Below are 25,565 nucleotides of genomic sequence, written 5' to 3' on the forward strand. Positions count from 1 at the left end.
AGGTAGGCGGCGGCGCTTAGAGGGCAGCGGCTGATTCTGTCAACAGCGTCATGCCGGGTTATCATCGGGGACATATTCCAGCAGGTCGCCGGGCTGGCAGTCGAGCTGCTGGCAAATGGCTTCCAACGTGGTGAAACGCACGCCCTTCACCTTGCCAGACTTCAACAGGGACAGGTTCGCCTCCGTTATTCCGATGGCTTCGGCCAGATCCTTTGATCGCGCCTTGCGCAAGGCCAGCATGACGTCGAGCCGTACGACGATCGCCATCAGACGATCTCCTCCAGCTCGACCTCAATGGCACGGGCCTGTTCCAGCATGCGGGCCAGGAGAAACAGGAAAAGTGCCCCCGCCAACATCAACAGGTCGCGTAGCTCGAATACCAGCGCAGTGCTTCCTCCACCCGATGAGATCGTCTCGGTAACGGCAATCACCGGCGGAGCAATCACGTCGATGAAGGTTGCCAAGAATAACCAGAAGGCGAATCCCCTGAACGCTTGAGTCACGCGCGGCCCAAATAGTGGGCCGTCGGCCACGGCGCTCAGCATCTGAGTGAGCCGCCACAGAGCGATGATGAACAGTGCCAGCGTAACATCGACTATCGCGCGACCCAGCCAGCCCGGGCCCGCCGAATGCGCTTCGACGCGCAGCGGTCCTAGCTCGGGCCCGAACCGCCCCAACAGATAGATGGCCACGATCAACCCGATCGCGATCGTGACCGCGAGACGTAAGCGACGCGCCGAGCGGGCGATGGCGAAATTGTTCATATTGACCTCATTATCGTTTTGCGATAATTTATTTCACATATACAGCATTCACTTAAAGGCAAACAAGATGAAAATCCATAAGCGAATCGGTTTCGGCATATTGTTGTTGGCAGCAGCGATGGGGCTGACGGCACAGGCCGCCTTCCCTCAAATTGCGACCCCCACGGTTACGGCGGTGGCCGACCGTTCCGCGGTGATCTCGTTCGAGCTTTATCGCGGCAACCGGATGTTCCTGAAGGGGCGCATCAATGGCGTCGAGACCGCGATGGTCCTCGACAGCGGCGCAGGCGTGACCACGCTTGACCGCGACTTTGCCCGCAAGATCGGATTGAAGGGCGGTCAGAAGATCGAAGCCCAGGGGACCGGCGGGACGCAGGAAGCCGAGCTATTCCAGAATGTCACCATCGAAGCGGGCAACCTCAAGCTGTCCGAGGCAACCGTCGTCGCAATCGATCTAAGCCAGGTCGCAAAAGGGATCGGCCGTCCGATGCCGGTTATCCTCGGCCGCGAGCTATTCATGAACAGCGTCATCGGAATTGACTATGATCGGAACGAGATGACGCTATCTCCTGCAAACGGATTCCTGGCCCCGGCCGGCGCGACCGAGGTCAAGCTGAAGCGGGAAGGCACGCTTCACTTCATCCCGATATCAATTGCCGGCCTGCCTCCTGTCGATGCTGCGTTCGATCTTGGCAACGGCGGTGCGATCAGCGTCTCCAAGGAATATCATGAAGCGCACCCCCTGTTCGCTTCGCTTCCCTTCGCCATCAGCATGAGCGGCGGCGTTGGCGGCGTGCACGAGATGAAGCGGATCACCTTGCCCAAGGTCGACATGGCCGGATTCTCTTTCGCCAGCGTTCCGGCCGACCTCGGCGCGCTTCCTGACGGCCCGTATGAGGACCGGGCCAATGTCGGGATCCAGATGTTCCGGCAGTTCAAGGTCACGCTCGACCTTGGTCACGACCGGCTGTGGCTTCAGCGCAATGCAAAGCCCGCGGATTTCTCGCGCGACCGCAGCGGCTTGTTCACCCTGCTGGAAGACGACCATTTCAACGTGATGCACGTGTCGCCTGGAAGCCCGGCTGACCGTGCCAACCTGAAGAAGGGCGACCGGCTGGTGGGGGTCGGCGGAGTGCGTGTCGGTCCGGGCTTCTTCGACGGGCCGCAGGGCAATTGGTCGAGGTCCGCGCCGGGCACCAATGTCCAGCTGACCAAGTCCGATGGAGTGACCGTCACCCTAACCCTCGCCGACTATTTCTAATCGGTCATCGCGAACGGCCCGCGCCCCTCTTGCCAGCGGGGGCCGCTTGGCCCAAGTGCTGCGCCGATTCCACAGCGCATGTGGCCAAGGACTGATTCCATGAGGAACCCCGGCACCCCGCCCCTAGTCACCATTTTCGGCGGCGGCGGCTTCATTGGCCGCTATGTTTGCGAAGCGTTGATGAAGAGCGGCGCGCGCCTCCGCGTTGCTGAACGCAACCCGCGCCGCGCCTGGTATCTCCAGCCGCTCGGCCAGGTCGGGCAAGTGTCGGCCATCGCCGCCGATCTTGGCCGGCCGGAAACAATCTCCAGGGCCGTCGCGGGCGCCGATGCGGTCATCAACCTCGTCGGCATCTTCAAGGGCAACCTTGATCGGATCCATGACCGTGGTGCAGCTGAGCTTGCGGCTGCAGCGAAAGCAGCGGGCGCCAAGGCTTTCGTCCAGGTCAGTGCCATTGGCGCGGACGTGAATTCGCCGTCCGACTATGGCCGTACCAAGGGCAAAGGCGAACAATCGGTCCGTGCCGCTTTTCCGAAGGCGACAATCATCCGCCCGAGCGTGGTTTTCGGGCCCGAGGACAATTTCACCAATCGTTTCGCCGCGATGGCAGGCTTGCCGCTTGTGCCGGTGATTGCGCCCACGACCCGCTTCCAGCCGCTCTATGTCCGCGACCTGGCCGGTGCGATTGCGGCGGCTGCGCTCGATCCCAAAACCCATGGTGGAAAGACCTATGAGCTGGCTGGACCCGAAGTCATCTCGATGCGCGAGCTAATCGCCAACATCGCTGAGTTGGCCGGCCATCATCCCGACTTAGTCGACGTGCCCGACTTCATTGCCGCGGGCATGGCGACGCTTGGCTTCCTGCCCGGCGCGCCACTGACCCGCGACCAGTGGCTGATGCTGCAGCGGGACAATGTCGCCGGCGGTGAGCTGCCGGGGTTCAAGGCATTCGGGATATCCCCAACCCCGCTCGACGCGGTCGCCCCGGAATGGCTCGGTCGTTATCACAAGGGCGGCCGTTTCGCCGCCCGAGCCGCATAACGAGCACCGGTAGTGCCCATTCTCCTGCTGGTCATCATCCTCGGCATTGTCGAGGGCATCACCGAATATCTGCCGGTTTCCTCGACCGGCCACCTAATTCTCGCAACCGAGTTGCTTGGCTTCGACGCCGACAAATGGGCGCTGTTCAATATCGCCATCCAGCCGGGTGCGATCCTTGCCATTCTCGTTCTCTATTGGCGGACCTTCCGCGATGTCCTAATCGGTCTGTGGCATCGCGAACCGTCCGCCTTTGCCTTCGTCCGCAACTTGCTGGTCGCCTTCATTCCGGCGGTGGTGATCGGCCTCGCGATCGGCGACTATATCGAGCTTCTGCTCGGTAATGCGGTGGTCGTTGCGGTTTCGCTGATCCTCGGCGGCGTGGCGATCCTGTTCATCGAATGGTGGGCCAAGCCGACCGACAGCGGCGGCGTCGCCAACGTAACCCTCCGCCACTCGATCGGTATCGGCCTGGTCCAGTGCCTCGCGATGATCCCGGGGGTCAGCCGTTCGGGCGCGACCATCCTTGGCGCAATGGCGATGGGGGTCGACCGCAAGACTGCGGCCGAGTTCAGCTTCTTCCTGGCAGTTCCCACCCTGACCGGCGCGACCGCGCTGCAGCTTTACAAGCACGGGGGCACGATGGAGTCGGGCATGGGCGGCTGGATCCTGATCGGCAGCCTGGTCTCGTTCGTGGTCGCGGTCGTGGTGGTGAAGGCCTTCGTTTCAATCATCCAGCGCTACGGCTTCGCCCCCTTCGCCTGGTACCGTATCATCGCCGGCGCGGTGGCGCTGATCTGGCTTGCGATGTGCTAAGGTCGGGCTAGTTGCCAAGCGGGGGGATTTGATGAGAGCTGCAATTATCGCTGTATCGCTGGCGGCGCTGCTAGCCGGGCAGGCAAAATCTGCGGAGCCCGAGGCTCCAACTACCTCGCTTCGGGCTCCCGATCCTGCCGCCGTCGACGCAGCAGTGCTGATGCTTGAGGCACAGGATTTCGAGGCCCAGATATTGAGCACCACCGACGTGATGATCGAAGGCATGGTCGCGGTGCAAATCGAGCAGCTCCAGAAGAGTTCCGACGAGCCCATCCCGGACGACTTCCTGACCTCTTTCCGCCAGACAATGCGCGAACATGCGACCGGAACGATGAAGGCGAAGATGCCGTCCATCAAACGGCAGGCGGCCGAAATCTATGCACGGGAATTTACCGTAGCCGAATTGCAAAGGATGGCTGAAATTGCGGGCGATCCCGTCATGGTGAAGTCCCGCGCTAAAGGGCAGGCGTTATCCTCGCAGCTGATGCTGGTGGGGATGAATGCGATGCGCGAATCCCAGGAGGAGCTGAAACAGAAGCTCGAACAGATGGTGCGGGACTATGCCAAGAAGGCCGGACTCACTATCGACGACAATAGCTGACGCGCCGCCATTGGCCGGGCGCGTACAATCCAAGATATTGACCCCAAAGCAAAATTGGCCATCCTAGCACCGACTCGCAGGAGATTGATCATGCGTGCCTATTGGATCGCCCTGCCCCTGATTATTGCCGCAACGCCGGCGGTGGCCGCTCCCGCGGTGCCGCAGCTTCCGCCCGAGCTCAGCGATCCGGCGATGGCTGACAAGCTCGGCCGAATGGCGGGCGTGTTGACCAAATCCCTGATGGACCTGCCTGTCGGCGAGCTGGAGGCAGCGGTGCAGGGCCGGCCGGCGACAGCGGCGGACAAGGCCAAGCGGGTTCGCGATAGCATCGGCGGCCCCGAGGCCGAGCAACGCGTCCAGGCCGAAGTCGCGCAATCGGGCCGGCAAATGCAGGCGATGAGCAAGGCACTGGTTGCGTCGCTACCGGCAATCATGGCCGCGCTCGACCAGGCAGAGAAGCAGCTCGAAAGGGCGACGGCCAACCTTCCCGACCCGACTTACCCCAAACGATAAATTTTTGTGGGATGCGCGGTGGACTGAATCGCCGCCCTCGCTAAAGCTGACCCATCCATGTGGCAGTTGTTTCAATTCCCCCTATGTCCTTTTTCCCGCAAGGTCCGGCTCGTCCTGGGCGAGAAAGGGATTGCGCATGAGCTGGTGCGCGAAAATCCTTGGGAGCGGCGCGACGAGTTCATTGACCTCAATCCCGCCGGCGAAACCCCGGTGCTCGTCGATTCGACTGCCGGCATCACGCTGATCGGCAGCCAGCCGATCGTCGAATATTTCGAAGAGACAGTCGACAAAATGCCGATGATCCACGGCAATGCGGTCGCCCGGGCCGAAATCCGCCGCCTCACCGCATGGTTCGATGAGAAATTGTTCCGCGAAGTGGTCGAGCCCTTGATGCACGAGCGGATGAGGAAGCGGTTGGTCAGCCGCGAGAGCCCAGACACCCGCGTGCTGCGTGAGGCGATGCGGATCGCCAACGGCCACCTCGACTATCTCGACTATCTCCTCGACCACCGCCGCTGGATCGCTGGCGCGGGCCTGAGCCTGGCCGACTTCACCGCAGCAGCGCATCTGAGCGTGATCGACTATCTCGGCGCGCTCGATTGGCGCGGGCACAAGCAGACCAAGGATTGGTATGCCGTCATGAAGTCGCGGCCTGCGTTCCGCCCGCTGCTGGGCGAACGGATGGAAGTGATCGTGCCCCCCGCGCACTACGATAAAGTCGACTTCTGACACTCCTTAAGTTCACTAAAGTCACAAAAGTCACGGGATGAGGCGCCATTTTGCCGGTTTCCCGTCCCTCAAAACCCAGTTCATCCCAACGATGCGAAACAGCCGCGCCAGCCATCCCACACGAAAACATTTGTAGGACAGGAAAATCGATCTTGCGCCGGCCTCGCTTTGCGCAGGCCGATCCCTGTTGGCGAAGTCTTGGCGCTCACAGGGCCGACGCACGGTGTTGACAGAGCGCGCAGTGCATTTTATATAACATGTTATGCAACACCCTACGGATATCGTTGCCCAGCTCGGCTATCTGACTCTCGGAACGCGCCTGAAGCGGCTTGCCGAGCAATTGCAGGCAGGGGTCGCCGAGACGCTGTCGGACTGCGGCCACGAGGTTCAGCCGGGACAATTGCCTGTCCTGATAGCCATTTCCGAAACCGACGGACCCACCGTGGCCGACTTGGTCAATGCGGTGGGCCTTACCCAACCGGGGATATCGCGGACACTGGCGACGCTGAAGCAAGCAGGGCTCGTCAGCATCCGGCCGGACAAAAAAGATGCGCGGACGCGGCGCGCTTACCTCACGGCAAAATCCACCGCATTGATGGACAGGCTGCGTAACGAGGTCTTCGGAAAGGTCGCCGCCGCCGCCGCCGAGCTTTGCGATGGCCTGGATATTCTCGATGCTCTCGCCGTCATGGAAAGGCGAAATCGCGAGCAACCTTTCATCCAACGCATTCGAAAGGCACGATCGTGAACCCTCTTGACCGCCCGATCTGGTCGGCGCTTGCGACACGGCAAGCCCAATTTGCGCGGGGCGCCCTGCCGGCGCTGGCGTTTCGCACGGACGTCGAGCCATTTGCCGCGGCAGCATCGGACGACCCTGAGAGCCTGGAGGCGCTCAGCGAATTATTCGTGCCCGAAGACAAGCTGCTGCTAATCCAGCGCGATCCCTCACCGCCCCTTCCCGGACTCAATCTCGTTTCCGAGGCAATCGGGGTACAAATGGTATCGGAACAGGCGGTGGAGCAGCGCCGACCACCCGACGTGATTCCCCTAGATGATGGGGACGCGGTCGAAATGCGTGCCCTTGCCGAGCTGACCAAGCCAGGACCTTTTCGGCCATCCACACACAAATTGGGCCAGTTTTGGGGGATAAGGCATGAAGGGCGCCTGGTTGCGATGGCCGGAGAGCGGCTTAAAATTCCGGGCATGAGCGAAGTCAGCGGGGTCTGCACCCACCCCCACTGGCGCGGCCATGGCTACGCCCGACTACTTTCGGCATTTGTGACGTCCCAGATCCAGTCCCGAGGCGAAACGCCATTTCTGCATGCCTATGCCGACAATGACGCCGCCATCAGGCTCTATGAGCGGCTGGGCTATACGATGCGGTGCGAGGTCGCCGTCCAGTCCTTCGGACGCCTGTAGGCCCAAATGGCCAGCTTGAGCGACTGCGTAGGAGTGATCGCTTACCGATCCGTTTCGACGCGTGCGACGACCGACATGCCGGGCCTAAGCTTGCCGGCGAGGGGTTGGCCGGGATCGATCTGAATGCGCGCCGCAATGCGCTGCGCAACCTTAACGAAATTACCCGTCGCATTATCTGGGCGCAGGACTGCAAATTCGGAGCCGGCTGCGGGAGCCAGGCTTTCGAGATGGCCGTTCAGCCGTGCGCCGCCTAGCGCATCAACCGTAAAATATGCCGCCTGGCCGACCCGCATCTTCCTCGTCTGGGCTTCCTTGAAATTTGCCGTCACCCAATAATTCTTCGGCACCAAATACATCAGCTGGGTGCCGGCCGTGACATATTGGCCCTGACGGACTCCGACCTCGCTCAGCTGCCCGGCCTTTGGCGCCCGGATTACGGTGTGATCGAGATCGACTTCGGCAAGGCGGACCTGAGCCTTTGCAGCCTCGACATTGGCGCTAAGGCCGGTCCGGCCGACGATGACGGTCCGCACATCCTGCCTGCCGATTTCCCGGGCTGCGCGCGCCTCCCTTAGCTGAGCCTCGGCAGCCCGCAGGGCAGCGACCTGCCGATCGAGATCGGCCTGCGAGACCCAGCCGTGGGCAATGAGCGAATTGATCCGGCGCGTATCCGCCTGGACCTTGAGAAGTTGCGCTTGGGCATTGGCGATCCCGGCTTCCTGGGAAAGCTCACTGGCTTGCTTCGACCTCTGCGCCTGTGCCGAATTATCGAGACTTGCAACCTGAGTAAGGACGTTGGCCCGCGCCTGGGCCACCTTTGCATTGTAGATGCTGTCCTCGATGCGAACGAGGACCTGTCCCGCTTTCACGTTTTCGAAGTCCTTGACCAGGACCTGCGCAACATATCCTGGCACTTGGGGGCTAATCACGGTGGTCTGACCGCGTACATAGGCGTTGTCGGTCTGCTCGTAGCGCCCGCCAAACGGCGGCAATTGCCATGCGTAGAGAATAGTGACGATTGCGGCTGCGATGAGCAGTACGATCGCCGCGCTGGTGGGAAATGATCGCGCAGGCGGGTTCCAGCGTGCCGGCTCGGCGACCGCATCCGACTGCGATACCGGCTCTGATGGGATAGTGGTCGGCGAAGTAGCTTTCCGTTCGGCTTGAGCCGCCTCGCTGCTCAACGTTGAAGCATTTGGATTGTCAGCCGATGTCATGGTGCTGGCTGTCCTTCCTCGGCGCCCCCGCTGCCATGGCCGCCACCCTTTGCGCAAGCAGTATGATCGGCGAAATCTCGCCCCGCTGACGCATGCGAAGCTCGATCGACACTCCCCACAGGAACAGCAGGCAGGCGAGGATACCAATGACAAAGAATATGTCGTTGAAGGCCAGGATGTTTGCCTCCCGCGCGACGTCGCGGCCGAGAAGCGCCGCCCCTTCCGACGACCGCAATACCGGGTCGGCAACCACACCGCCGACCTGGCGCGCGCTTCCGGACAAGCGACCCGCAACCGTCGGATTGGTCAGCAAAACCTGTTCGACGAGGTTATGGGAATGGATTTTCTCGCGTACCGTTTGAAGCGTCCCGAAAATGGCCGAACCGGCCAGACCGCCCAGATTCTGTGTAGCGCTAAACAATACGATCCAGCTGATGAAGTTTTGCGGCCCGGCCAGGAGCGTTCGGGAAACGCCAATCACCATTGCGGGGCCGATGAATAGTAGGGCGCCGAAACCGATCAGGGCCTGGCTCAGGTAAAGGTTGGCGGGCCTGGTCAGGTTGGTTGCCCCCGCATCCATGAAGGCGCCGACCGCAATCAGCAGGCACGCCACCTGGATCCCGCGGGCCGGCGACTGGGGCTGGAATGTTACGATCGCGGTAAGGAGGCCGGCGATCGAAGCAAGCGTGACGATGACATAGAGCGTCCGGAACTGGTCGACCCCCATTCCCAGTACCGAAAGCAGGCCGATCGATCCGAAGGTCTGCTCGGAAAGCAGGATACGCATGAAAATCGCAATGAGGGCGATGCGGATTATGATCCACTGGCTGAGCCACCGCGTCGTCAGCAAGGGGCGTTCACGCCGATGCTCGACCGCGATCCCCGCGCAGATCAACAGTATCGCGCCGATCAGCGCCCATCCAATCCATGGCTGTGAGGTCCACCATAAGGTGCGCCCCAGGGAAAGCGCCGCGCACAATAGGCCGATGCCCGGGAACATCAGGCCAATGGTGATAAAATCGGCCCGCTCGAACACTTTCTCTCGCTGGCTGGGTGGAAGCGGGAGCGCCAGCACCGCAGCCAACGTCAACAGCGCGAGTCCCAGTTCAAAGAAATAGGCCATCCGCCAATCGCCCCATTCCAGCAGTTCAGGGGCAATCATGCGTGCGATCGGTGTTGCCAGTTGCGGTACGCTGATGCCGATCAGGATCGCATAGATGCGCTTAGGCGCGGGCATTGCCTGGAACATCGCCAAGATGCCGAGAGTGATGAGGCCCGCGGCCGCAATTCCACTTGCCGCCCGGATGAGGATCGCAGACCAAAAGTCGTGCACGAATAAGTGCGTGACGACGGTCAAGATGTAGAAGGTCAGCATCAATTTGATGAACAAGCCCAGCCCGAATTGCTGTCGGAATTTCACCAGCAGCAGGTTCGAGCAGACGTTGGTGGTCACATAGGCGGCGGGAATCCAGGCCGCTTCAACTGAAGTGAGGCCGAGCGTCCCCTGAAAGAAGGCCAGGTTGGCGGTAACCAGCGAATTGCCGAGCCCTCCAGTGAGCGCGGCGAGAACGCCGATCGCGCCATAGGCCCACATCCGGTAGTTCGGGTGATCGGGATTGAACGGAGAGCCCGGGATGATCGGACGCTCGTGGGGCTTGAACTGATAGGACTCGGCCATGATGCAGCCCGTGCTCCGAAGGCAAATTCATCACAAGAAAACTGGCCCGATACATTTTCGCACCTTCGCCAGTCCTCAGCAATCCGCTCCGGCCCATAAGCGGGCGCAAAGCCTAGACAGACCGCTTAGCAGCCACGAGGTAGTTCAAGCTCATATCCTCGCTCAAATGCAGTCCGCGCGTGGGCGAGATGGCGATGCCTTCGAAGTCGATGCACTCCAGCCCCGCATGAGCGAGCAGGCCGCGCATCGTGTCGGGGTCAATGAACTTGTCGAAATCGTGGGTTCCCTTGGGGATCTGGCCGAAGCCTTCCGCCAATGTGATCGTCAGCAGCTTCGACCAGGCCGTCTTGTTGGGGGTCGACAGGATCATGAGCCCGCCCGGCGCCAGGCGAGCGGCGAGGTCCTTCACGAATACCTGCGGATCGGCGACATGTTCGATCACTTCCATTGACGTGACCAGGTCGAACTGGCCGTCGAGCGCTTCGACGCCGACCGCGCGATAATCGATGGCCAGCCCCTGCCCCGCGGCATGAGCCTTGGCGACCTCGATCAGTTCCGGCGCGGCATCGACGGCCGTAACCGTTGCGCCGAGCCTTGCCAGCGGTTCCGCCAGCAACCCTGCCCCGCAGCCGACGTCGAGCGCGCTCTTAGCCTCCAGCGGCCGAAGTCCCTGCTCGTCGAGCCCGAAATGCTGGTCCAGCATGTCGCGGATGTAGCAGAGCCGCACCGGGTTCAGCTTGTGCAACATCGCCGAGGCGCCGTTTGGGTCCCACCAGTCGGCCGCCATCCCGCCAAAATGCTCGGCCTCGCGATCCACGATGCTTGTCTTGCTCATGCGGCGACCCTAACAGGACGCCGCCGCTGGGGCCACGAGGAAAGAAATCCGCCGGAAAATGCCGCGCATCGTCATGAAATTCGGCGGAACCTCTATGGCCGGGATCGAGCGCATTCGCTCGGTCGCGGCGCGAGTCAAGCGCGAGGCGGAAGCGGGCAATGAGGTGTTGGTGGTCGTCTCCGCCATGGCCGGCGAGACCGACCGGCTGGTCCAGCTGTGCAAGGAAGCCTCAGCGCTGGCCGATCCCAAGGAATATGACGTGGTCGTCGCCAGCGGCGAGCAGGTGACTTCCGGCCTGCTCGCCATGACCCTGCAGAACATGGGGGTGAAGGCGCGCAGCTTCATGGGCTGGCAGCTGGTCCGCGCATCCGGCGTTCACGGCAACGCCCGGGTCGAAAAGATCGAAGGCGCGCTGCTCGACGAGGCGCTGAAAGAGGGCATGGTCGCAGTCATCCCGGGTTTCCAGGGCGTCAGCGACGATGGCCGGGTGGCGACCCTTGGCCGCGGCGGATCGGACACGTCGGCCGTGGCGATCGCGGCGGGGATCAAGGCCGACCGCTGCGACATCTACACCGACGTCGACGGGGTCTATACTACCGACCCGCGCATCGTACCGAGGGCGCGCAAGCTGACCAAAATCACTTTCGAGGAGATGCTCGAATTGGCAGGCGTGGGGGCCAAGGTGCTCCAGGTCCGCTCGGTCGGGCTTGCCATGCGCGAGAATTTGCCGCTGCGGGTGTTGACCGCGTTCGACGATTTGCCGGGGACCGAGATCGTCCCCGAACTTGGGGAAGACGACATGGAGCGTAACGCCATCGCCGGCATCGCCGCCGACCGCAACGAGGCGCGCATCACATTGACCCGGATTCCCGACCAGCCGGGAACGGTCGCTGCAGTAATGGGCCCGCTGGCCGAGGCGGGAATCCAGGTCGACATGATCGTCCATGCCGCGACCGCCGGCGAGGGGTCGAGCGACCTGACATTCACCGTGCCGCGCGCCAGCCTGTCGCAGGCAGTTAGCGCGCTCGAGAAGAGCCGCGCCACGATCGGCGGCGGCGAGCTTCATACGGACGATGCCGTCGCCAAAGTCTCGATCGTCGGGGTCGGCATCCGCTCCAATCCTGAGCTGGCCGCCAAGATGTTCGCCACGCTAGCCGAGCGCGGCATCAACCTGCTCGCGGTCAGCGCGAGCGAGATCAAGGTCAGCGTGCTGGTCGCCGAGGATGAGATGGAGCTTGCCGTGCGCGTGCTTCACACCGCCTTCGGCCTGGACGCGCCACAGGGAGAAGCGGCATGAGCGGCGAGGGAATGATCGCGGAACCGCGCGCGGTCCACGGCGATGCCGGAATGGTTCGCTTGAAGGAGCTGATGGCGCGCGGGACCGACTTCCTCGGCACCGAGTGGGCGATCCTGGGCGGGGCAATGAGCTGGATCAGCGAGCGTCACCTCGTTTCCGCCATCTCCAACGCCGGCGGATTCGGAGTGATCGCCTGCGGCGCCATGCCACCCGAGTTGCTCGACAAGGAAATCGAGGCGACCAAGACACTCACCGACAAGCCGTTCGGGGTGAACCTCATCACCATGCACCCCCAGCTCAACGAGCTGATCGACGTTTGCTCCAAGCATGAAGTGACTCATGTCGTCCTCGCCGGCGGCCTGCCGCCCGGCGGGGCGATCGAGCGGATCAAGAGCCATGGAGCAAAACTGATCGTCTTCACCCCAGCGCTGGCGCTGGCCAAGAAGCTGATGCGGTCGGGCGCCGACGCTCTGGTGATCGAGGGGATGGAGGCCGGCGGCCATATCGGGCCGGTGTCGACCAGCGTGCTGGCTCAGGAGATATTGCCGCACGTCGCCGACGAAATCCCGGTATTCGTCGCCGGCGGGATCGGCCGGGGGGAGGCGATCGCCGCCTACCTGGAAATGGGCGCGGTCGGCGTCCAACTCGGTACCCGTTTCGTCTGCGCGCACGAATGCATCGCCCATCCAAATTTCAAAAAGGCATTCCTCCGCGCCTCGGCCAGGGACGCCATTCCTTCCGTCCAGATCGACCCGCGCCTGCCGGTCATTCCGGTTCGCGCGCTCAAGAACCGCGAGATGGAGAATTTCGCGGCCAAGCAGCGCGAAGTTGCCCAGAAGCTCGACGAAGGCGCGATCGAAATGGCCGAGGCCCAGCTCCAGATCGAGCATTATTGGGCGGGCGCGCTGCGCCGGGCGGTAATCGACGGCGACGTTGAGAGCGGCTCGGTCATGGCCGGCCAGTCGGTCGGAATGGTCAAGCGCGAGGAGCCCGTCGCCGAAATTATTGTGGAACTGGTGGAGGAGGCGGCGGCCGCCCTGGGTTCACGCTAGGGTGCGGCGGCCTCGATCAGCGGGTAGAGAAAGCGGTTCTCGCGCTCGATCCGGACCGCCAGCGCCAGCACTAGCTGACGAGCCGCGGCGGCGAATTCGACGAAGCTCCCGGCAATGACGGCAGACGACGGCCACCGCCTGAGGAATGCTTCAAGCTCGTTTGCAAGCCCACCCATCTCGGCGGCGTAAGTTAGGGCCAGCCGAGCCACTTCGCGATCGCCCGTCGCCACCAATTCCGGGTAAAGTTGTACGTCTTCCTGGGCGAAGTGAACGCGGAACAGGCCGGCGAGCTTGGAAAACTGGATGGCGATCGGCAGCGCGTCTTCTTCGCCGCGATAATCGTCGATCAGGTCGATGAGCCGATCGGCCATTGCCATCGCGTCGTCATGCTGGTTTCTGAGGTCGGTTAATTTGAACATCCCGCAAAGCTGGCACCAAACCTCCTGCCACATCCTTGTCGGTCGATCCGAAACGGATACATTCGACAGTGCTTGGATTGCCGCCGCTTTCCCTGCTAGCGCTTGTCCATGCCATTGACCGCAGTCGCCTCAGCACGTGAGATTCTTACCGGCCTGCACGATGTCATGGCGAAGCGTGGTTCGGCCCAGGCAAAGCTCGATCGAGTAGTCGATCTCATCGCCGAGGCGATGAAGAGCGAGGTCTGCTCAATCTACCTGCTTCGCGACAACGCGCTCGAGCTTTCGGCTACGCATGGCCTGCGCAAGGAAGCGGTGCATGTGACGCGGCTGGCGCTGGGCGAGGGCCTGGTCGGCACGATTGCCGAGGAAGGGCGCATCCTCAACCTCGACGAAGCGGCCAATCATCCCGCTTTCGCCTATCGGCCGGAAACCGGCGAAGAGAGTTTCCACAGCTTCGCGGGCGTGCCGATCATCCGCCGGGAGCAAGTGATCGGGGTGCTGGCGGTGCAGCACGCCGAACCGCGCCGCTACGACGACGTTGAGATTGAGGCACTTCAGACCGTGGCCATGGTGCTGTCGGAGATGATCGCAAGCGCCCGGCTGGTTGATGGCGTGCGCGGGGCGCGCCGCGATGCCGGCATGCAGCGCATGCTCGGCCTGAAGCTCGTTGCCGGAATGGCCAAGGGAGTCGCCGTCTTTCACCAGCCGCGGGTGGTGGTCGAACATACGGTCGCCGAGGACATCGAGGCCGAGCGGACCCGGGTCTACGCCGCCTTCCGGCGCATGCGCGAGCAGATCGACAATATGACCCGGGAGGCCGAGTTCGGCACTGCCGGCGAGCACAATGAGATCCTCGAGACCTACAAGATGTTCGCCTATGACGAAGGCTGGTCGCGGCGGATCAACGAAGCCATCGACAGCGGCCTGACCGCGGAAGCCGCCATCGAGCGGGTCCAGCAGCGCACCCGTGCGCGGATGCGGGAGATCGACGACCCCATCCTCAAGGAGCGGATGCACGACCTGGAGGACCTGTCCAACCGGCTTATGCGTATCGTCTCCGGACGCATGGGAACGGCGGCCCAGACCGGCCTGACCAAGGACGCCATCCTGATCGCCAAGAACCTCGGGCCGGCGGAATTGCTTGAATATGATCGCCGGCGGTTGAAGGGCGTGGTCCTCGAGGAAGGCTCGCTCACCGCCCACGTAACCATCGTAGCCCGGGCCATGGGCGTGCCCGTGGTCGGCCGCACCGCCGACATTCGCCATGTCGCGAACGAAGGCGATACCATCCTTCTGGACGGCGACACCGGAACGGTCGTGGTCCGCCCCAACCGGCCGCTTACCAGCGCCTTTGATTCCAGAATGGCGATGAGCCAGAAGCGGCGGGCCGAATATGCGACGATCCGCGGGCTTCCAGCCGAAACCAAGGACGGCGAACGGGTTACGTTGATGGTCAATGCCGGCCTGGCCGAAGACGCGGCGATGCTGGAGATGGCCGGGGCCGACGGTATTGGCCTGTTCCGCACGGAGTTCCAGTTCCTTATCGCCGCCACCCTGCCCGGTCGCGAAAGCCAGCTAAGGCTGTACAGGAATGTGCTGGACGCGGCCGGAGACAAGCCGGTCGTATTTCGAACGGTCGATATCGGCGGCGACAAGGCCCTGCCCTACCTTTCCGAAGAGCAAAAGGACGAGAGCGAAAATCCGGCCATGGGCTGGCGCGCTTTACGTCTCAGCCTGCAGCGAAAGGCGCTGATGAAGGCGCAGGCACGGGCCCTCATCGAGGCATCGGCTGGCAAGACGTTGCGGGTCATGTTCCCGATGGTCAGCGAACCGTGGGAATATGAAGAGGCCCGGGCGCTGTTCGAAGAACAGATCGCATGGACCAAAAGCGCGAAGCGGGCCGTCCCCAAGCGCGTCGAATTTGGAGCCATGCTTGAGGTGCCGAGCCTTGCGGAAATGCTCGATATCCTGCTGCCGCGGGTCGATTTCCTGTCGATTGGAACCAACGACCTGACCCAATTCCTGTTCGCGGCCGATCGTGCCGATCCGCGCCTGGCCGATCGCTATGACTGGCTGAGCCCGGCAATCCTGAGATTCCTGCGCCGGGTGGCGAACGAGGCGAGGGCGGCGGGTGTTCCCGTTCGAGTCTGCGGCGAAATGGCCGGCCGGCCGCTTGAGGCGATGGCGCTAATCGGCATCGGCATCGACAGCTTTTCGATCACTCCGGCGGCCGTTGGCCCGGTCAAGGCAATGGTGCGCTCGATCGACGCCGCTGCGGTAAGATCAAGGGTCGAAGCCCTGCTCGCCAAGCCTCCGGCAAACATGCGCAAGGCGCTCGGCGACTGGGCCAGGCGCCATGGCGTGGCGATTGGCTGACCGGACCTTCAAGCGGCGGTTGACAGCAGCCCACCGGCTCTCGACAACGGATGAAATATCAAGCGGATGGGATGCGAGGGCAACTTATGGACGAGACTGAACCCGAGGACGTTGTAACGGTCGGACAGCGCCTCAGGGAAGCTCGCGAGGCCAAGGGGCTTTCGGTCGAGGATATTGCCGCCCAGACCCGGATTCCGACCCGGCACCTGACCAGCCTTGAGGAGTCGGATTGGGACAAGTTGCCCGCTGCGACTTATTCAATCGGTTTCGCCAAAAACTATGCCGCCGCCATCGGCCTGGATCGCACCGAAATCGGGGATCAGCTTCGCGCGGAAATGGGCGGCACCAGGCTCCCGACTGCCTTTCCTGAAGTCTATGAGACGGTGGACCCCGCGCGCACAATGCCCAAGGGACTTGTGATCGGCGCGCTCGCGCTGCTGGTGGTAGTGGTTCTTGCGCTTAGCTGGCTTAGCAATCGTTCGATGAAGGCTGACGAGCCGGTTGCGCAACCAGTCGAAACCGCTCCCCCTCCGGCTAGCGTCGCAGCTCCAGCCGCTAGCACGTCCGCCGTTCCGGCGGGCGCGGTCGTTATCACAGCGGTCGAGCCCGTGTGGGTTGCGATCAAGGACGGCGGCACCAGCCTGAAGCAGGGCGAGATGGCTGCCGGCGAAAGCTTCGAGATACCGGCCACCGCTTCCGCCCCGGTGATCACGACCGGAAAGCCCGAGGCGATCCGAATTTCGGTCGGTACCGTGCAAGCGCCGTCGATCGGCCCAGCCGGCAAGCGCGTATCCAATATCAGCCTGAAAGCTGCGGACTTGATGCGGGCACCGGCGACTGGCTCTGCGCCTCCCACGGCGGCGGCGCCGCCGGCAGTCGAGAGCCGGCCGTCGAATCGCCCCGCCGCCCGCCAATCCATCCCGCCGGCGCCGCCAGCCGTTACCGACGCCGCGGCTCAGTCCGCCGAAACCAACACCAGCGACGTGGCAGCCGGTCAGTGATTAAGCCGTGCGACAGCCATGCGCGATCATTCTCAACCAGCACCGCTCTGTAATTCGAGGATTAATATGCGTTTCCGTGCCGCTCTTCCCTTCTTCGCCCTTACCGCATTGACCCTTTCGCCAGCTTCCGCACAGAAGCGCCAGCCGACCCCTGAGCAACGGATCGACCGCCTCGAGAAACAAGTTCGCCAGGTCCAAAAGCAGGTATTCCCGAAGGGGCAGCCCGCTGACACGGCGGGGTTTAGCGACGATCCGGCAGCGACCCAGGATTCGGTCAACAGCCTCAACAGCCGGCTCGACGCGGTCGAGCGGCAGCTTGCCGACATCGTTCGCCAGGCGGAAGAAAACGGCAATCGCGTAGGGGTGCTGGAAACCGAACTGGCCAGGCTTCGCGCCGACCAGGACCGCCGGCTGCGCGCTCTTGAAAACTCTCCGGCCGCTCAAGAGGCCGATGCCGGGGCACCGGATGAGCAAGCCGAGGCACCGCCGCCAGCGCCACGGCCGAAGATCGAGGGCAAGTCCGAATCCAAGCCTGTTGCAGCTTCGACCGGAGACGCGGACGCCGATGCCGAAGCGGCCTACGACCAGGGATATCAGCTATGGACGGCGGGCAAATATGACGCGGCAATTACCTCGCTTCGGACGATGGCAAAGAAATATCCGGATAGCCGCCGGGTAAGCTGGGCCAACAACCTTGCCGGGAGGGCATTGCTCGACAAGGGCCAGCCACGTGCGGCCGCCGAGGCGCTGCTCGCCAATTATCGCAGCAATCCCAAGGGCGAACGGGCGCAAGACAGCCTGTTCTATCTGGGTCAGGCCTTGGTAAAGCTCGGCCAGCCGGGACAGGCCTGCAAGGCCTATGCGGAACTTGAGGACGTCTACGCCGGTCAGTTGCGGGCGCCGCTCAAGGCTGCCTTGCCGGGTGCCAAGGCCGAGGCGAAGTGCAGCTAACGCGATGAACCTGGCAGCCGAGGCCGTCGAGCGCTTCGCTGCCGACCTAGATGTGCTCGTGCCAGCGGGGACCGCTATTGGGGTCGCCGTTTCCGGCGGGCCGGACAGCCTGGCGCTGCTACTACTGACTGCCGAGGCGCGGCCGGGAGAAGTCGAGGCGGCAACAGTCGATCACGGCCTTCGCCCCGAAAGCGCCGCCGAGGCGGCGATGGTTGCCGAATTGTGCGAAAAGCTTGGGGTCCCGCACCGCACGATCGTCGCCGACTGGAGCAAACCGCCCACATCCAATGTCCAGGCCGAGGGGCGAGCCCTGCGCTATCGCCTGCTCAACGAATGGGCGATCGAGCGAGACTTGGCGGCCGTCGCGACCGCGCATCATGCCGATGACCAAGCCGAAACGCTGCTGATGCGCCTCGCTCGCGGCGCCGGGGTCGGCGGTCTCGGCGGCACCAAGGTCCGACGGGCGCTTTCGGAACAAGTCATGCTCATGCGGCCCCTGCTCGGCTGGCGTAAGTCGGCGCTTGTCGCGTTGGTCGAGAACGCTGGGATCGTGGCGGTCGACGATCCGACGAATCGCGATCCCAAGCATGACCGGTCGCGGATCCGCAAATGGCTTGCATCGTCCGACTGGGCCGATCCCGAACGGATTGCGGCAAGCGCATCGGCGCTCCGAGATGCCGATGAAGCGATCGATTGGGCGCTCGCGCCGTTGCTTTCCTCCCGCATTCGCCGGAATTCCGATGCACTGGTGATCGAGCCTTTCGACTTACCGCGTGAACTGAAGCGGCGACTGCTGCTTGCAGCCTTTGCCGAGCTTGGGGCACCTGTCCCTCGCGGGCCCGACTTGATCAGGGCGCTGGATGCGATCGAGGAGGGTGCGGCGGTCACGCTTTCAGGGCTCAAACTCGAAGGCGGGACGCATTGGCGCCTCACCCTGGCGCCTCCGCGCCGCGCTTAGGCGCCATTCCATTGTTATTAAGGTGAAAGGGCCTATCTTAGCGGCCCCATTGAAGGACGGAATTAAGTGGACGAGAAGCGGAACGAGAAGAAGCCCGGCAACCCCTGGACCAAGTCGCTTCTCATCTGGGTCGCGGTATTGTTCGGACTGGTTTTGTTTGTCCGCGCCTTCGACAGCGGCAGCGCCGCCCAAGGTGAGCCGCTGGCTTATTCGCAATTCATCCAGCAGGTCGACGAAGGCAATGTCCAGTCGGTGATCATTGCCACTTCGTCGATCGGAAACGTCACGATCAGCGGCAAGATGGAGGACGGCAAGCCGTTCCGGACCATCGCACCGCCGAACACCAATGTCGCCGACCGCCTGGTCGGCAAGGGCGTCGGGGTCGCGGTCAAGGCCGAAGAGCAGTCCAGCGTGTGGCTGATCCTGCTTTATCAGTCGCTACCGTTCCTGCTGATCCTCGGCATCAGCTTCTTTGTAATGCGCCAGATGCAGAAGAATGCCGGTGGCGGCGCAATGGGCTTTGGCAAGAGCCGCGCCCGAATGCTGACGGAAAAGCAGGGCCGCGTAACATTTGCCGATGTCGCCGGCATCGACGAGGCGCGCGAGGAGCTTGAGGAGATCGTCGAATATCTCAAGGACCCTGGCAAGTTCGCGCGGCTTGGCGGCAAGATCCCCAAGGGCGCACTGCTGGTCGGCTCTCCGGGCACGGGTAAGACGTTGCTCGCGCGGGCCATCGCCGGTGAGGCGGGCGTCCCATTCTTCACCATTTCGGGTTCGGACTTCGTCGAGATGTTCGTCGGTGTCGGCGCGAGCCGCGTGCGCGACATGTTCGAACAGGCAAAGAAGTCGGCCCCCTGCATCCTGTTCATCGATGAAATCGACGCGGTCGGGCGCCATCGCGGCGCCGGCCTCGGCAACGGCAATGACGAGCGCGAGCAGACGCTGAACCAGCTGCTGGTCGAGATGGACGGCTTCGAGGCCAATGAGGGCATCATCATCATCGCCGCGACCAACCGGCCCGACGTACTCGATCCGGCGCTGCTGCGCCCGGGCCGCTTCGACCGGCAAGTGATCGTGCCGCGCCCCGACATCGACGGCCGCGAGCAGATTTTGGCCGTCCACATGAAGAAGGTCCCGCTAGCGCCCGACGTCGATGCCCGAGTCATCGCACGGGGCACCCCCGGCTTCTCCGGCGCCGACCTTGCCAACCTCGTCAACGAGGCCGCCCTGCTGGCCGCCCGCAAGGGTAAGCGGCTGGTCGCGATGGGCGAGTTCGAGGAAGCCAAGGACAAGGTCATGATGGGTACCGAGCGCCGCTCGATGGTCATGACCGAGGATGAGAAGAAAATGACCGCCTATCATGAGGCCGGACATGCGATCGTTGCCCTTCACGAGGCGGCTTCCGACCCGATCCACAAGGCGACCATCATCCCGCGCGGCCGCGCGCTGGGCATGGTCATGCGCCTGCCGGAACGCGACAATTACAGCTATCACCGCGACAAGATGTACGCGAACCTGGCTGTTTCGATGGGCGGCCGCGTCGCCGAAGAAGTGATCTTCGGCTACGACAAGGTCAGTTCAGGCGCCTCGTCGGACATCAGCTATGCGACCAACCTCGCCCGCGACATGGTCACCCGATGGGGCATGTCCGACGCGCTTGGCCCGCTCCAATATGCGGAAGCCGACGAGGAAGTGTTCCTTGGCTACTCGGTCAATCGCCAGAAGAATATGTCGAACGAGACCGCCCAGGCGATCGACAAGGAAATCCGCCGCATCGTCGAGGCGGGCTACGACAGAGCCAAGCATCTGCTCGAAGAGCATCGCGACGAGCTTGAGACGCTGGCCCAGGCGCTGCTCGAATATGAAACGCTGAGCGGCGACGAGATCAAGACGCTGCTTGCTGGCGGCAAGATCGATCGTGGCTCGGCTTCGAAGCCGTCGCTGCCGGCGGCCGGATCGTCGATCCCGAAGGCAAAGCGGCCAAAGCCTGGCATCGGCGGCGCGGCCCCTGCCGGGGTCTAGTCGTAGGTACCGACCCCGACCAGCACAGCTGAAAAGAGGCTGACGACGATGATCGCGAAGATGGTCAGCATGCTCGTGCGCCACAATGCGCCCCACCTGCCCAAGGCATAGGCCCCCTTCAGCTGCCGATACATGTGAAATGGCGGGATCAGCCAAAGAAGGCTGGACATCGTCGACATTCCCGCGACGCCGAACAGGAGCCCTGCGACCACCAGCAGGCTCATGAAGCATAGTGAGTAGGTCACGAAGACGGTGTGGTCGTACAGGCGGAAGCGGCGGCTGAACGGGAACAGCAGCCATACGAATGGCACCGACAAGGGAATGATGAGCCAGCTGAATTTATAGGCGTTGGTCTTGAGCTTGTAGGCCACCAGCTCCGGATTCTTGGCAAATTGGCCGGCACCCTCACCAATCCAGCCTGGCAGTCCCTCAAGCCGGACGCCCGCATTTTCGATGTTTCCAGTCCTGACGCCTTCGATGGCATTAATCTCGTCTTTGAGGTCGCCGATTTGCTCGTTGAGCTTGCTAACGGGCCGTCCGGCCTTGGCCGCTGCATCCCGCTCGGCCTCAAGCTTGGTCAGCTTGGCCTGACTTTCCCGCAACCCCTGTTGCAGGCCCGCCTTTGCTTGCTGTGGAAATTCACCCAGCCTTCCCAGCAGGCTGGCCGCCGCATACATCAAGAAAATGCTGAACAGGAACAGCGCGATGGGGGAAACGAACCTTGCCCGCTCCCCCTCTATATATCGGCGGGTCAGTTCGCCTGGCCGCCACGCCAGAAGCGGCAGGGTCCGCCACGTCTTGCCTTCGAAATGCAGGACTCCGTGAAGCAGGTCATGGAAGAAGGCCGTTAGCGTACGGTGGATGTGCGAATGCTGACCACAGGCATGGCAGAATTCGCCCGCCAGCGGGGCGCCGCAATTGAGGCAGTTGCGCTCATGCGTGTGTCCGTCTGCGCCAACTTCGCCCGCCTTTGGCTCGAAGGCGCGTCCTGCCATTGCCCCCGTAACGACATCGCCGATCGCTTCGAATTCGCCCATCTGCTTCCCCCTTGAGCCATAATAAGCCGCGGCGGTGGCGCGGGTCGAGGGGGGATGCTAGCCAATTGGCAATGGCGCGACGCATCGGTCTTCTCGGCGGCAGCTTCAACCCGGCGCACCGCGCCCACCGCCGGATGAGCCTGGCGGCCATGGATGCGCTAGGGCTGGACGAAGTGTGGTGGCTGGTATCGCCAGGAAATCCGCTGAAGGATAAAGCCCGGGACATGGCCCCCTACGCGGCGCGCCTGGCCTCGGCGCGCCTCCAGGCTCGGCGGAGCCGGATCAAGGTCAGCGATTTCGAGTTGAAGGCCGGAACGCGCTATACAGTCGACACGCTCGCTGCCCTTACGGCGCGCTGGCCGCGGGCTCGCTTCATCTGGTTGATGGGCGAGGATACTGTGCCCCAATTCCACCAGTGGAAAGATTGGCGGGGCCTGGCTCGGATGGTCCCGATTGCCGTTCTGTCGCGTCCCGGCTATGATGACGATGCCCGCGCGGCGCGCGCGATGGGCTGGCTGCGGCGTTTCGTCCGCCCCGCAGACCAGGCAATAAATTGGACGGAATGGAGTGCACCGGCGATTATTTTCCTTCGCCTGCCACCCGACCGTACTTCCGCCACAGGTTTGCGCGCATCCAACCCAGACTGGCACCGCCGCTTCACGATGAAGCCGAGGCGGGCCACTCGCCCCTAAGAGGAGTCACTTTGGCCGATCCTGCACATGCGCCCACCGCCGCTTCGATCAAACCGGTCGACGTCGAGGCGCTGCACAGCCTTGTCATGCAATCACTGGACGACGACCAGGCGGTCGAAGTCGTGACCATTCCGCTCGCCGGCAAATCGTCGATCGCCGACCATATGGTGATCGCTTCCGGCCGCTCGTCGCGGCAGGTGGCATCGATGGCAAACAAGCTGGCCGACAAGATCAAGAAGGAATTCGGCCGAATCGTTCGAATCGAGGGTTTGCCGGTGGCCGACTGGGTGCTGATCGACGCCGATGACGTTATCGTGCATCTTTTCCGCCCGGAGGTACGAAGTTTTTACAATTTGGAGCGAATGTGGGCTTTCGGCGATGACGCCGGTGTAAGTGCTGCCTCAAGCGGATGAGCCTTATGCGACTTACGGCATTTTTCCTGTGGCTTCTGGCCTTTGCCGCTCAACCGGCGGCGGCGGCTGCGTCGCCGAACCTCTGGAGCCTTGAGCAGCAGCTGTCGTCGCTTGTCGCCGGAAAGACTGCCGACGTCGGAATCGCAGCGCTCGACCTCAGCAGCGGAGAGACCATCAGCATCAATGGCGATCGGGCTTTTCCGATGGCCAGCACCATGAAGGTCGCGGTTGCCGCCGCCTATCTGCAGCAGGTCGATTACGGGCGGCGCTCGCTCGACACCCTGATCGCCGGCCAGCCCGCCCAACAACTGATCGAGCGGATGCTGATCCACAGCGACAATGCGGCGACAGACATTTTGATTCGAAACCTGGGCGGCCCCCAGGCGATCCAGGGATGGGTAAGCTGGCATGGATTCAGCAACATGCGTGTGGACCGCACGATCGCCCAGCTACTGCAATCGCCGCGCGACCTGTGGGATTCAAGGGATTCGGCCACGCCGATGGCAATGGTCGAGCTATTGCGCCGGATCGACAGCGGCAACGTACTGAAGCCCGGCTCAAAGGCTTATTTGCTAAGCACCATGAGCCGCTGCGTGACCGGCAAGAACCGGATGCGCGGTTTGTTGCCCGCCGGAACGCGGGTCGAGCACAAGACCGGAACTTTGTCAGGCCTCACCAGCGACGTGGGCTTCATTACCCTACCCGACGGTCGACGGATTGCCGTGGCGCTGTTCGCGCGTGGCGGATCCGACCGGCCGAACACCATCGCCCAGGCGGCGCGGGCGATTTATGATGGGTTCGTCGCGGAGTTGCGGGCGCCGTTTAGCGGCGTGCTTCGCGCCCAATAGCGCTGGATGCTGCTGCATATCATCGCGCGAGGAAAAATCGGCCGATCTCCCGAAGGTGAACTGACCAGCCGCTACCTGAAGCGCATTTCCTGGCCCACGAAAGTCACCGAGCTTCCCGACCGGGGCGGACAGCTTCCGGAATCAGCAGCCAATGCCATTACCGTGGTGCTCGACGAACGCGGCAAGGCGCTGTCTTCAATGGAGTTCGCTAAGAAGCTGGCAGGATGGCGCGATACCGGACGGCGCGAAGTGCGTTTCCTGATCGGCGCCGCCGACGGGCACGATGAAGCATCGAAGCGCGAAGCGGACCTTCTCCTCTCGTTCGGCCCCGCGACCTGGCCGCATATGCTCGCCCGGGCGATGCTGGCTGAACAATTGTTTCGCGCGACTAGCATCCTTGCCAATCATCCCTACCATCGGGAGGGATGATGCGCCCATTCGCCACCCTGGCCTTGCTCGCCGCGCCAATCCTGCTTGCCGCCGCCAGTGCACCGGTTCCGCCCGCAGGAGCGTCAGCGGACGCGGCCCTTGCCAATGCCCGCAGCGAGGCGGCAGCGGCCGCAAACAAGCTGAAGTCCCTCGAAGCCGCGGCGGCCAAGGCAGGCGATGAAGCCGCCAGGCTCGGTGCGGAGCAGGCCGCAGCGGCCGCTGCCATCGACGAGGCCGAGGCCAAGATCAGTGAATCCGACGCCAGCCTGCGCCTCGCCCAATCACAGGTAGCATTGGCGGAACGTCGATTGGCCAGCCGACGCGCTCCGCTGGCCGCACTGCTCGCCGGGCTCGCGACAATGGGGCGTCAGCCGCCGCTGCTCGTACTTGCCGACCATGGCTCGGTCGACGAGATGGTGCGGGTCAAGGCATTGCTCGACACGACCATGCCCGTGATCGAGAGGCGGAGCGCAGCGCTCAAGACCGAGTTGGCCGAGCGGCGACGACTGGCGTCCGATGCCGATGCAGCACGGGCCGAACTCGCCCGGAGCCGGGACTTGCTAATGCTTCGGAAGCAACAATTTGCCGAGCTGGAGGGCAAGACTGCGAAGCGCGCCGCGAGTCTGGCCGGCGAAGCATTCGGAGTCGGCGACCGGGTGCTGGCCAGCGGCGAAGCCCTGGAAGCGGCTGGAAGCGAGGCAGCGGCACGGCAAGCGGCTCGTTCCACCGCAGCCGCAGTCGCGATGCTGGACTTCGCGCCAGCCCGGCCGATGCGTGGCGACTCGGCACTTCCACCAAGCGATTTTGCGTACAGCTTGCCCGCTTCCGGTGCCGTGATCGATGGCCTGGGATCGGTCGATCGGGCCGGGATCGTCTCCCGCGGCCTGCGCCTCGATACCGGCCGGGGCGCCGAAATCACCGTCCCTGCAGATGGAAAGGTCGTGTTCGCAGCGCCTTTCCGCGGCCAGGACGGCATCGTGATCATCGACCATGGCAGGGGATGGACCAGCCTGCTGTTGGGTGTGGCAAGCGACCGGCCGCGAGGGACCCGGGTCCGGCGCGGAGAGATTCTTGGCCGCGCACTGGGCCCGATCGGAGTTGAATTGCGACGGGACGGAGTGCCAATTTCGCCCGCCTTCATCGCAGCTTCATCTGTTCCACTGTCAAATGGCGGCAACAGCCGCTAAATTGCGACGCAA

Annotated in this window: 27 protein-coding genes; 20 read left to right on the plus strand and 7 right to left on the minus strand. The window is 63.2% G+C overall.

All coding sequences use genetic code 11. The features are described 5' to 3' along the window. Nucleotides 1-48 precede the first annotated feature (48 nt). Entirely contained in the window at nucleotides 49-267 is a 219-nt protein-coding gene (locus tag LVY65_RS11945; protein WP_235068477.1) for a helix-turn-helix domain-containing protein, read from the minus strand. Beyond that, complete coding sequence (locus LVY65_RS11950) at nucleotides 267-764, minus strand: DUF2975 domain-containing protein (RefSeq protein WP_235068478.1); 498 nt, start codon at nucleotides 762-764, stop codon at nucleotides 267-269. Before LVY65_RS11950 ends, LVY65_RS11945 begins: the two co-directional genes overlap by 1 nt. A 67-nt stretch (nucleotides 765-831) precedes the next feature. On the opposite strand from LVY65_RS11950, the gene LVY65_RS11955 reads away from it, so the two are divergent. The 8 genes from LVY65_RS11955 to LVY65_RS13395 all read left to right on the plus strand — a co-directional run bounded on the left by LVY65_RS11955 (nucleotide 832) and on the right by LVY65_RS13395 (nucleotide 7,141). Then, a complete protein-coding gene (locus LVY65_RS11955) occupies nucleotides 832-2,025 on the plus strand; it encodes an aspartyl protease family protein (protein ID WP_235068479.1) in 1,194 nt (397 codons plus the stop codon). Between the two features lie 99 nt (nucleotides 2,026-2,124). Continuing rightward, nucleotides 2,125-3,066, plus strand: coding sequence for a complex I NDUFA9 subunit family protein (locus LVY65_RS11960; protein WP_235068480.1), 942 nt, complete (start codon nucleotides 2,125-2,127; stop codon nucleotides 3,064-3,066). Between the two features lie 12 nt (nucleotides 3,067-3,078). Beyond that, entirely contained in the window at nucleotides 3,079-3,879 is an 801-nt protein-coding gene (locus LVY65_RS11965; RefSeq protein WP_235068481.1) for an undecaprenyl-diphosphate phosphatase, read from the plus strand. A 31-nt stretch (nucleotides 3,880-3,910) separates the two neighbouring features. Beyond that, nucleotides 3,911-4,480, plus strand: coding sequence for a DUF2059 domain-containing protein (locus LVY65_RS11970; protein ID WP_235068482.1), 570 nt, complete (start codon nucleotides 3,911-3,913; stop codon nucleotides 4,478-4,480). 90 nt (nucleotides 4,481-4,570) lie between these two features. Next, nucleotides 4,571-4,993: a hypothetical protein gene (locus tag LVY65_RS11975; protein WP_235068483.1), complete on the plus strand. Its 423-nt coding sequence runs from the start codon at nucleotides 4,571-4,573 to the stop codon at nucleotides 4,991-4,993. Nucleotides 4,994-5,050: 57 nt separating this feature from the next. After that, on the plus strand, nucleotides 5,051-5,722 hold the full coding sequence (locus tag LVY65_RS11980) for a glutathione S-transferase family protein (protein WP_235068484.1): 672 nt from the start codon (nucleotides 5,051-5,053) through the stop codon (nucleotides 5,720-5,722). Nucleotides 5,723-5,984: 262 nt separating this feature from the next. Continuing rightward, nucleotides 5,985-6,470, plus strand: coding sequence for a MarR family winged helix-turn-helix transcriptional regulator (locus LVY65_RS11985; RefSeq protein ID WP_235068485.1), 486 nt, complete (start codon nucleotides 5,985-5,987; stop codon nucleotides 6,468-6,470). Further along, nucleotides 6,467-7,141, plus strand: coding sequence for a GNAT family N-acetyltransferase (locus tag LVY65_RS13395; protein WP_235068486.1), 675 nt, complete (start codon nucleotides 6,467-6,469; stop codon nucleotides 7,139-7,141). The genes LVY65_RS11985 and LVY65_RS13395 overlap by 4 nt, the downstream gene beginning before the upstream one ends. 41 nt (nucleotides 7,142-7,182) lie before the next feature. Here LVY65_RS13395 and LVY65_RS11995 read toward each other — a convergent pair whose 3' ends face one another. The 3 genes from LVY65_RS11995 to ubiG form a co-directional block, all read right to left on the minus strand. Further along, nucleotides 7,183-8,358: an HlyD family secretion protein gene (locus LVY65_RS11995; RefSeq protein WP_235068487.1), complete on the minus strand. Its 1,176-nt coding sequence runs from the start codon at nucleotides 8,356-8,358 to the stop codon at nucleotides 7,183-7,185. Then, the gene (locus LVY65_RS12000) at nucleotides 8,345-10,036 is read right to left on the minus strand and encodes an MFS transporter (RefSeq protein WP_235068488.1); all 1,692 of its coding nucleotides are present in this window, start codon (nucleotides 10,034-10,036) and stop codon (nucleotides 8,345-8,347) included. The genes LVY65_RS11995 and LVY65_RS12000 overlap by 14 nt, the downstream gene beginning before the upstream one ends. Nucleotides 10,037-10,148: 112 nt before the next feature. Next, complete coding sequence (gene ubiG, locus LVY65_RS12005; RefSeq protein WP_235068489.1) at nucleotides 10,149-10,871, minus strand: bifunctional 2-polyprenyl-6-hydroxyphenol methylase/3-demethylubiquinol 3-O-methyltransferase UbiG; 723 nt, start codon at nucleotides 10,869-10,871, stop codon at nucleotides 10,149-10,151. Between the two features lie 58 nt (nucleotides 10,872-10,929). Between ubiG and LVY65_RS12010 the strand changes: the two genes are divergently transcribed. Both LVY65_RS12010 and LVY65_RS12015 read left to right on the plus strand, forming a co-directional pair. Then, a complete protein-coding gene (locus LVY65_RS12010; RefSeq protein ID WP_235068490.1) occupies nucleotides 10,930-12,168 on the plus strand; it encodes an aspartate kinase in 1,239 nt (412 codons plus the stop codon). 50 nt (nucleotides 12,169-12,218) lie between these two features. Next, nucleotides 12,219-13,220, plus strand: coding sequence for an NAD(P)H-dependent flavin oxidoreductase (locus LVY65_RS12015; RefSeq protein ID WP_235068675.1), 1,002 nt, complete (start codon nucleotides 12,219-12,221; stop codon nucleotides 13,218-13,220). Here LVY65_RS12015 and LVY65_RS12020 read toward each other — a convergent pair. Then, nucleotides 13,217-13,639 carry a hemerythrin domain-containing protein gene (locus LVY65_RS12020; RefSeq protein WP_235068491.1) on the minus strand — a complete coding sequence of 141 codons (423 nt, stop codon included), beginning with the start codon at nucleotides 13,637-13,639 and terminating at the stop codon, nucleotides 13,217-13,219. The genes LVY65_RS12015 and LVY65_RS12020 overlap by 4 nt on opposite strands. Before the next feature lie 108 nt (nucleotides 13,640-13,747). Between LVY65_RS12020 and ptsP the strand changes: the two genes are divergently transcribed. The 5 genes from ptsP to ftsH all read left to right on the plus strand — a co-directional run bounded on the left by ptsP (nucleotide 13,748) and on the right by ftsH (nucleotide 20,947). Continuing rightward, nucleotides 13,748-16,015 carry a phosphoenolpyruvate--protein phosphotransferase gene (ptsP, locus tag LVY65_RS12025; RefSeq protein ID WP_235068492.1) on the plus strand — a complete coding sequence of 756 codons (2,268 nt, stop codon included), beginning with the start codon at nucleotides 13,748-13,750 and terminating at the stop codon, nucleotides 16,013-16,015. 86 nt (nucleotides 16,016-16,101) lie between these two features. Continuing rightward, a complete protein-coding gene (locus LVY65_RS12030) occupies nucleotides 16,102-17,016 on the plus strand; it encodes a helix-turn-helix domain-containing protein (protein ID WP_235068493.1) in 915 nt (304 codons plus the stop codon). 66 nt (nucleotides 17,017-17,082) lie between these two features. After that, nucleotides 17,083-17,967, plus strand: a complete 885-nt coding sequence (locus LVY65_RS12035) for a tetratricopeptide repeat protein (protein WP_235068494.1) — start codon at nucleotides 17,083-17,085, stop codon at nucleotides 17,965-17,967. Between the two features lie 4 nt (nucleotides 17,968-17,971). Beyond that, nucleotides 17,972-18,925, plus strand: coding sequence for a tRNA lysidine(34) synthetase TilS (tilS, locus tag LVY65_RS12040; RefSeq protein ID WP_235068495.1), 954 nt, complete (start codon nucleotides 17,972-17,974; stop codon nucleotides 18,923-18,925). Nucleotides 18,926-18,991: 66 nt separating this feature from the next. After that, nucleotides 18,992-20,947 carry an ATP-dependent zinc metalloprotease FtsH gene (gene ftsH, locus LVY65_RS12045; RefSeq protein ID WP_235068496.1) on the plus strand — a complete coding sequence of 652 codons (1,956 nt, stop codon included), beginning with the start codon at nucleotides 18,992-18,994 and terminating at the stop codon, nucleotides 20,945-20,947. Here ftsH and LVY65_RS12050 read toward each other — a convergent pair. Further along, nucleotides 20,944-21,984: a DUF3667 domain-containing protein gene (locus LVY65_RS12050; RefSeq protein WP_235068497.1), complete on the minus strand. Its 1,041-nt coding sequence runs from the start codon at nucleotides 21,982-21,984 to the stop codon at nucleotides 20,944-20,946. The two genes, ftsH and LVY65_RS12050, sit on opposite strands and share 4 nt — an antisense overlap. Nucleotides 21,985-22,055: 71 nt before the next feature. On the opposite strand from LVY65_RS12050, the gene LVY65_RS12055 reads away from it, so the two are divergent. The 5 genes from LVY65_RS12055 to LVY65_RS12075 all read left to right on the plus strand — a co-directional run bounded on the left by LVY65_RS12055 (nucleotide 22,056) and on the right by LVY65_RS12075 (nucleotide 25,553). After that, nucleotides 22,056-22,676, plus strand: coding sequence for a nicotinate-nucleotide adenylyltransferase (locus LVY65_RS12055; RefSeq protein WP_235068498.1), 621 nt, complete (start codon nucleotides 22,056-22,058; stop codon nucleotides 22,674-22,676). An 86-nt stretch (nucleotides 22,677-22,762) separates the two neighbouring features. Then, complete coding sequence (gene rsfS / locus LVY65_RS12060; protein ID WP_235068676.1) at nucleotides 22,763-23,089, plus strand: ribosome silencing factor; 327 nt, start codon at nucleotides 22,763-22,765, stop codon at nucleotides 23,087-23,089. Next, on the plus strand, nucleotides 23,086-23,937 hold the full coding sequence (locus tag LVY65_RS12065; RefSeq protein WP_235068499.1) for a serine hydrolase: 852 nt from the start codon (nucleotides 23,086-23,088) through the stop codon (nucleotides 23,935-23,937). The genes rsfS and LVY65_RS12065 overlap by 4 nt, the downstream gene beginning before the upstream one ends. A gap of 6 nt (nucleotides 23,938-23,943) precedes the next feature. Further along, nucleotides 23,944-24,366 carry a 23S rRNA (pseudouridine(1915)-N(3))-methyltransferase RlmH gene (locus LVY65_RS12070; RefSeq protein ID WP_235068500.1) on the plus strand — a complete coding sequence of 141 codons (423 nt, stop codon included), beginning with the start codon at nucleotides 23,944-23,946 and terminating at the stop codon, nucleotides 24,364-24,366. After that, nucleotides 24,366-25,553, plus strand: coding sequence for a murein hydrolase activator EnvC family protein (locus LVY65_RS12075; RefSeq protein ID WP_235068501.1), 1,188 nt, complete (start codon nucleotides 24,366-24,368; stop codon nucleotides 25,551-25,553). Before LVY65_RS12070 ends, LVY65_RS12075 begins: the two co-directional genes overlap by 1 nt. Nucleotides 25,554-25,565: the final 12 nt, after the last annotated feature.

Origin of the sequence: Sphingomonas cremea, assembly GCF_021502585.1 — a bacterium.
In the GTDB taxonomy this organism is placed as follows: Bacteria; Pseudomonadota; Alphaproteobacteria; order Sphingomonadales; family Sphingomonadaceae; genus Sphingomicrobium; species Sphingomicrobium cremea.

What these genes read in the sequence shown, in the direction of transcription:
- LVY65_RS12055 (WP_235068498.1), top strand. Translation starts at nt 22,056, where the DNA reads ATGGCGCGACGCATCGGTCTTCTCGGCGGCAGCTTCAACCCGGCGCAC.
- LVY65_RS11975 (WP_235068483.1), top strand. Translation starts at nt 4,571, where the DNA reads ATGCGTGCCTATTGGATCGCCCTGCCCCTGATTATTGCCGCAACGCCG.
- LVY65_RS12075 (WP_235068501.1), top strand. Translation starts at nt 24,366, where the DNA reads ATGCGCCCATTCGCCACCCTGGCCTTGCTCGCCGCGCCAATCCTGCTT.
- LVY65_RS11955 (WP_235068479.1), top strand. Translation starts at nt 832, where the DNA reads ATGAAAATCCATAAGCGAATCGGTTTCGGCATATTGTTGTTGGCAGCA.
- LVY65_RS11980 (WP_235068484.1), top strand. Translation starts at nt 5,051, where the DNA reads ATGTGGCAGTTGTTTCAATTCCCCCTATGTCCTTTTTCCCGCAAGGTC.
- LVY65_RS12030 (WP_235068493.1), top strand. Translation starts at nt 16,102, where the DNA reads ATGGACGAGACTGAACCCGAGGACGTTGTAACGGTCGGACAGCGCCTC.
- LVY65_RS11995 (WP_235068487.1), bottom strand. Translation starts at nt 8,358, where the DNA reads ATGACATCGGCTGACAATCCAAATGCTTCAACGTTGAGCAGCGAGGCG.
- rsfS (WP_235068676.1), top strand. Translation starts at nt 22,763, where the DNA reads ATGCAATCACTGGACGACGACCAGGCGGTCGAAGTCGTGACCATTCCG.
- LVY65_RS11970 (WP_235068482.1), top strand. Translation starts at nt 3,911, where the DNA reads ATGAGAGCTGCAATTATCGCTGTATCGCTGGCGGCGCTGCTAGCCGGG.
- LVY65_RS11945 (WP_235068477.1), bottom strand. Translation starts at nt 267, where the DNA reads ATGGCGATCGTCGTACGGCTCGACGTCATGCTGGCCTTGCGCAAGGCG.
- LVY65_RS12015 (WP_235068675.1), top strand. Translation starts at nt 12,219, where the DNA reads ATGGTTCGCTTGAAGGAGCTGATGGCGCGCGGGACCGACTTCCTCGGC.
- LVY65_RS12000 (WP_235068488.1), bottom strand. Translation starts at nt 10,036, where the DNA reads ATGGCCGAGTCCTATCAGTTCAAGCCCCACGAGCGTCCGATCATCCCG.
- LVY65_RS12020 (WP_235068491.1), bottom strand. Translation starts at nt 13,639, where the DNA reads ATGTTCAAATTAACCGACCTCAGAAACCAGCATGACGACGCGATGGCA.
- LVY65_RS11950 (WP_235068478.1), bottom strand. Translation starts at nt 764, where the DNA reads ATGAACAATTTCGCCATCGCCCGCTCGGCGCGTCGCTTACGTCTCGCG.
- LVY65_RS11985 (WP_235068485.1), top strand. Translation starts at nt 5,985, where the DNA reads ATGCAACACCCTACGGATATCGTTGCCCAGCTCGGCTATCTGACTCTC.
- tilS (WP_235068495.1), top strand. Translation starts at nt 17,972, where the DNA reads ATGAACCTGGCAGCCGAGGCCGTCGAGCGCTTCGCTGCCGACCTAGAT.
- LVY65_RS12070 (WP_235068500.1), top strand. Translation starts at nt 23,944, where the DNA reads ATGCTGCTGCATATCATCGCGCGAGGAAAAATCGGCCGATCTCCCGAA.
- LVY65_RS12035 (WP_235068494.1), top strand. Translation starts at nt 17,083, where the DNA reads ATGCGTTTCCGTGCCGCTCTTCCCTTCTTCGCCCTTACCGCATTGACC.
- ubiG (WP_235068489.1), bottom strand. Translation starts at nt 10,871, where the DNA reads ATGAGCAAGACAAGCATCGTGGATCGCGAGGCCGAGCATTTTGGCGGG.
- LVY65_RS12065 (WP_235068499.1), top strand. Translation starts at nt 23,086, where the DNA reads ATGAGCCTTATGCGACTTACGGCATTTTTCCTGTGGCTTCTGGCCTTT.
- LVY65_RS12010 (WP_235068490.1), top strand. Translation starts at nt 10,930, where the DNA reads ATGCCGCGCATCGTCATGAAATTCGGCGGAACCTCTATGGCCGGGATC.
- ptsP (WP_235068492.1), top strand. Translation starts at nt 13,748, where the DNA reads ATGCCATTGACCGCAGTCGCCTCAGCACGTGAGATTCTTACCGGCCTG.
- LVY65_RS12050 (WP_235068497.1), bottom strand. Translation starts at nt 21,984, where the DNA reads ATGGGCGAATTCGAAGCGATCGGCGATGTCGTTACGGGGGCAATGGCA.
- LVY65_RS11960 (WP_235068480.1), top strand. Translation starts at nt 2,125, where the DNA reads ATGAGGAACCCCGGCACCCCGCCCCTAGTCACCATTTTCGGCGGCGGC.